This window comes from Frankia sp. CeRuru1, assembly GCF_977966315.1.
Genome location: NZ_CDWWEW010000436.1, coordinates 1 through 4,046, shown reverse-complemented (window position 1 = coordinate 4,046; position 4,046 = coordinate 1). Strand labels below are relative to the sequence as shown.

Below are 4,046 nucleotides of genomic sequence, written 5' to 3'. Positions count from 1 at the left end.
CGCCACCACGGTCGTCACGGTCACCGAGGCGCCGACCTCACGGTCTGTCCGCCGTCCGGTCGCGCGCCGGGCAGGTCCCTCTTCGAACGGTACGGCCGCGACCGGAAGCCCAGCCGCTATCGAGCGTCCCACTCGGGCCTACTGTCCAGCTCCGGCCGGGCGTCCGATTTCTTCCGAGCCGCTGTCGCCGCCCGAGCAATCGGTTCCACCAGATCAGGATGCCCTGCTGAGCCGCGAGGAGCTGTGGCAAGAACTTCTCGACGCCGCCGCCCGGGAGCCGATCGAGACGTGGATGACCTGGCTGCACCCGACGCAGGCCCGCCTGGCCGGCCGGCAGTGGTCGGGTCCGGCCCGCGTCCGCGGCGCGGCCGGTACCGGCAAGACGGTCGTCGCGTTGCACCGCGCCAAGTATCTGGCCGCCCGCGGGGAACGGGTGTTGTTTACCTCGCTGGTGCGCACGCTGGGGCCGGTCTACCGCGCCCTGCTGACCCGGATGGCCCCCGAGCACGTCGACCGGATCGAGTTCGCCACCGTCCACGCCGTCGCCGCACGTTGTCTTCGCGAACACGGCTTGGCAGACCGACACCAGCAGGAGGTCGCCGACACCTGTTTCTGGCGCGCCTGGGGGCAGGTCGGGCAGTTCTCGGTTCTGCCCGGGCTCGGCCTGGCTCCCGGGTACTGGAAGGACGAGATCGCGACAGTCGTCAAGGGCCGAGGCCTGACCGACTTCGAGCAGTACGCCAAGCTGGCACGCGTCGGGCGCAGCACTCCCTTGCAACCGACCCACCGACGTGCGGTGTGGGAGCTGTACGAACGGTACGAGCAGCTCCGGACAGAGCGCGGCGTCCTCGATCGCGACGACGTGCTGCTCCTGGCTCGCGACCTGGTGCGCGAGAGTTCCGGCACCCGGTACGACGCGGTGATCGTTGACGAGGTACAGGACCTGACGTGCGTCGGTCTGCAACTGCTGCATGCCTTCGTCGGCGACAAGCCGGACGGCCTGCTCGTGGTCGGCGATGGCCAGCAGTCCATCTATCCCGGCGGTTTCACCCTCGCCGAGGCCGGCGTCGCCGTCGTCGGACGCTCCACCGTGCTCGGGAGAAACTACCGTAATCGCGAGAAGATCCTGCGCTACGCCCAGGCGGTAGTCGCCGACGACAGCTTCGACGACCTCGACGGCGTCCAGGAACGCGGGCGGCGCGAGGTCGACGTCGACCGGCCGGGAGGCGAGATCCGCGAGGTCACGGTGTCGGGCACCGTGGCGCAGGATGCGGCGCTCTGCGAACACCTCGTGGAATTCCATGACAATCGGAACGTCCGTTACGGCGATATGGCGGTGCTCGTGCCGACGAACGCCGCGGCTGCGCGGTGGCTGCGCGTCCTCACCGATCGGGGCATTCCAGCGGTTTCCCTCAAGGAATATGACGGAACCAGCTGTGAGGCGGTCAAGGTCGGGACGTACCACCGGGTCAAGAGCCTCGACTTCGCCCACGTCTGTATTCCCGACCGCAACCTCTTCCCGAAGCCGTGGCGGCCGTCCGAGTCGGCCGACGCGTTTCGCGAGCGTACCCAGTTGGAACGCCGACAGATGTACGTGGCCATCACGAGGGCACGAGACAGCGTGTGGGCCGGTATTCGCGAGGTACCCGACTCGGACCACTCGATCCCCGCCGAGATCGGGCACAGCTCCAGGTAGGAACTCTGGAACGATCCCGCTTTCGTGGTCAGCACGTCCCCGACAACGAACTACGACATCTACGAGTACCTGCGGGTCGGCAACGGGATCGGCCCGGTGCACCGGTCATTCCTGCGGTTTGACACCAACGCGATCGAGGGCAAGCACGTCACCGCCGCGACACTGAAGCCGCCGCGGACCCGACGCTCGACCGCCGTGCGGGCCGGTGCCCGGCCCTCCGACGGGCCGCTCCACCCAGGGATGCCGTGTGTACACAATTCCGGGTCCACTTCGAAGCTGGTCAGCCCTGGCCTGTGGACGGAGATTGACCCAAATTTCCCGCGCATCCGGGCCTCCTTCCCGACCCGACCCGCGATTACGCCTTATCACCATCGCATACACTTCGGTTCAATTCCACCCAAAAGCGGACAGTGGTTAACTAGATTTGATATATTTGGGTAATATCCGCGCGCCACCGTCTCCGGCATGTGACGCTGCGTACGCGAGGTGCGATTCCATCACTGGCTCTGGGGGGAGAGGTGTTGTGGCGCTCATGCCTGTGACTCGGATGGTTGAACGGCCCCATCCGGAACAGGGAATACTGAGATCAAAGAAGCGATCGTTCCTGTCTATTGAGACGTCCACGCACCCGTTTACTGGTCCGATCGGGTAGAAAAATTGGCCAGGAGCGCGGCCGGCAGTCGAGAAAATTCCGGCCGGAACGTGCGGTGTTATCTCCACGCCGGCACACGCGGAGATGCCTCCTGCTGACTCCTGTTTGCCGATGGCCAGGTTTTTCTCGAAACCATACAAACCTACTCCAACCAGGAGAGGTTTCCCACACAAACTAGAATGGAGAAGACCATGGCGGAAATTGACCTCGGATTGGCCACGGACTGGGATGAGGGCGACACCCACGGCCGAATCAGGTTGAGGCAGAACCAGAAGTACCCGAACTCGCCCAAGAAGGATGTGCTCATCAGCTCGCCGGTGAGCATCGAACTCTCGGTCAACACAAACTACTCCACCTCTCAGGAAGCCGACAAGATCTTCTTCACGACCCACCACGGCAACCAGAAAAAGATCATCGCGATACTGGACTCCAACGGAGACCTCTACATCGCTGGCCGCGTGATCGAAGGGCAGTCGAACCTGTCCTACGAGTAGCCCGACAGCTCGGGGTGGGCCGGCGCCGCCGCGCCCACCCCGGCACGGACGTCGCTGCCGTGCTCGCCCCGCTGGGTCTGCGGCTGTCAGCAGCCAAGACCCGGGTAGTGCACACGAGCGACGGGTTCGACTTCCTGGGGTTCCGCATCCAGCGGCGCCGCAAGCGAGGCACGAACCAGTGGTACGTCTACACCTGCATCGCTGACCGGCCCCTCAAGGCGCTGAAGGAAAAGAGCGGCCACCCGATGAGCGTCACGTTCAGCCCGACGATGCCGCTGGTCGCCACCGGGGGTACCGACACCACCGTCCGGCTGTGGCAGCTGGCGTTCCCCGACCCGCCGCGGCTCGTCGCCGCCGTCGGCTACGGCCGGCGGATCAACCAGCAGTGGGCGCGGGCGGTGGCGTTCAGCCCGGACGGCACCCTGCTGGCCACCGCCGGCGCCGACCGCGTCACCGTCCTCTGGGACCTGTAAGCGCGTCCGGGACCTGTGAACGCTTGGGACCTGTGAACGCTTGGGACCTGTGGGTGCCGTAAGTGTCCCGGATCCGGGGCACTCCACCTGCGGACAACCCGGTGGCCGCTGCCAATGGTCCGATTTCGCAACAGTCGCGGGAGCTGCACGCTACTAGGGTCTGATCCGGGGTCGCGCGAAGGGCTCCAGGAGCGAACGGCCCCGGAGCCTACATCAGAACAACAGGAGGTACCGATGAAGGCGCTGGTATACCACGGGCCGGGCAAGAAGTCGTGGGAGGAAGTTCCCGACGCCACGATCCAGGAGCCTGGCGACGTCGTCGTCCGGGTCGACACCACCACGATCTGCGGGACCGACCTGCACATTCTTCAGGGCGACGTCGCGACCGTGACCGACGGCCGCATCCTCGGCCACGAGGCCGTCGGCACGATCATCGAGGTCGGCGACGCGGTCACGGCATTCCAGGTCGGTGACCGGGTGCTCGTTCCAGCGATCACGAAGTGCGGCCGCTGCGAGTACTGCCAGCGGGGAATTCCCTCGCACTGCCAGACCGTCGGGGGCATCGGCTGGATTTTCGGGCATCTGATCGACGGGACGCAGGCCGAGTTCGCCCGGGTCCCCTATGCCGACACCTCGCTGTACGCGGTGCCGGCGAACGTGGCCAACGAGCAGGCCATCTTCCTCGCCGACTCGCTGCCGACGGGCTACGAGGTCGGCGTGCTGGCCGGCAA

Annotated in this window: 4 protein-coding genes; all 4 read left to right on the top strand. The window is 66.1% G+C overall.

Annotation, left to right across the window (positions count from 1 at the left end):
* The first annotated feature begins 292 nt into the window (after positions 1-292).
* Positions 293-1,696, top strand: a complete 1,404-nt coding sequence (locus AC08OP_RS22095; RefSeq protein ID WP_476615935.1) for a UvrD-helicase domain-containing protein — start codon at positions 293-295, stop codon at positions 1,694-1,696.
* Positions 1,697-2,539: 843 nt separating this feature from the next.
* Positions 2,540-2,842 carry a DUF6342 family protein gene (locus AC08OP_RS22090; protein WP_011438859.1) on the top strand — a complete coding sequence of 101 codons (303 nt, stop codon included), beginning with the start codon at positions 2,540-2,542 and terminating at the stop codon, positions 2,840-2,842.
* A 14-nt stretch (positions 2,843-2,856) separates the two neighbouring features.
* The gene (locus AC08OP_RS22085) at positions 2,857-3,315 is read left to right on the top strand and encodes a WD40 repeat domain-containing protein (protein WP_476615934.1); all 459 of its coding nucleotides are present in this window, start codon (positions 2,857-2,859) and stop codon (positions 3,313-3,315) included.
* A 234-nt stretch (positions 3,316-3,549) separates the two neighbouring features.
* A partial coding sequence (locus AC08OP_RS22080) for an alcohol dehydrogenase catalytic domain-containing protein (RefSeq protein WP_476615933.1) occupies positions 3,550-4,046 on the top strand: 497 nt, incomplete at its 3' end.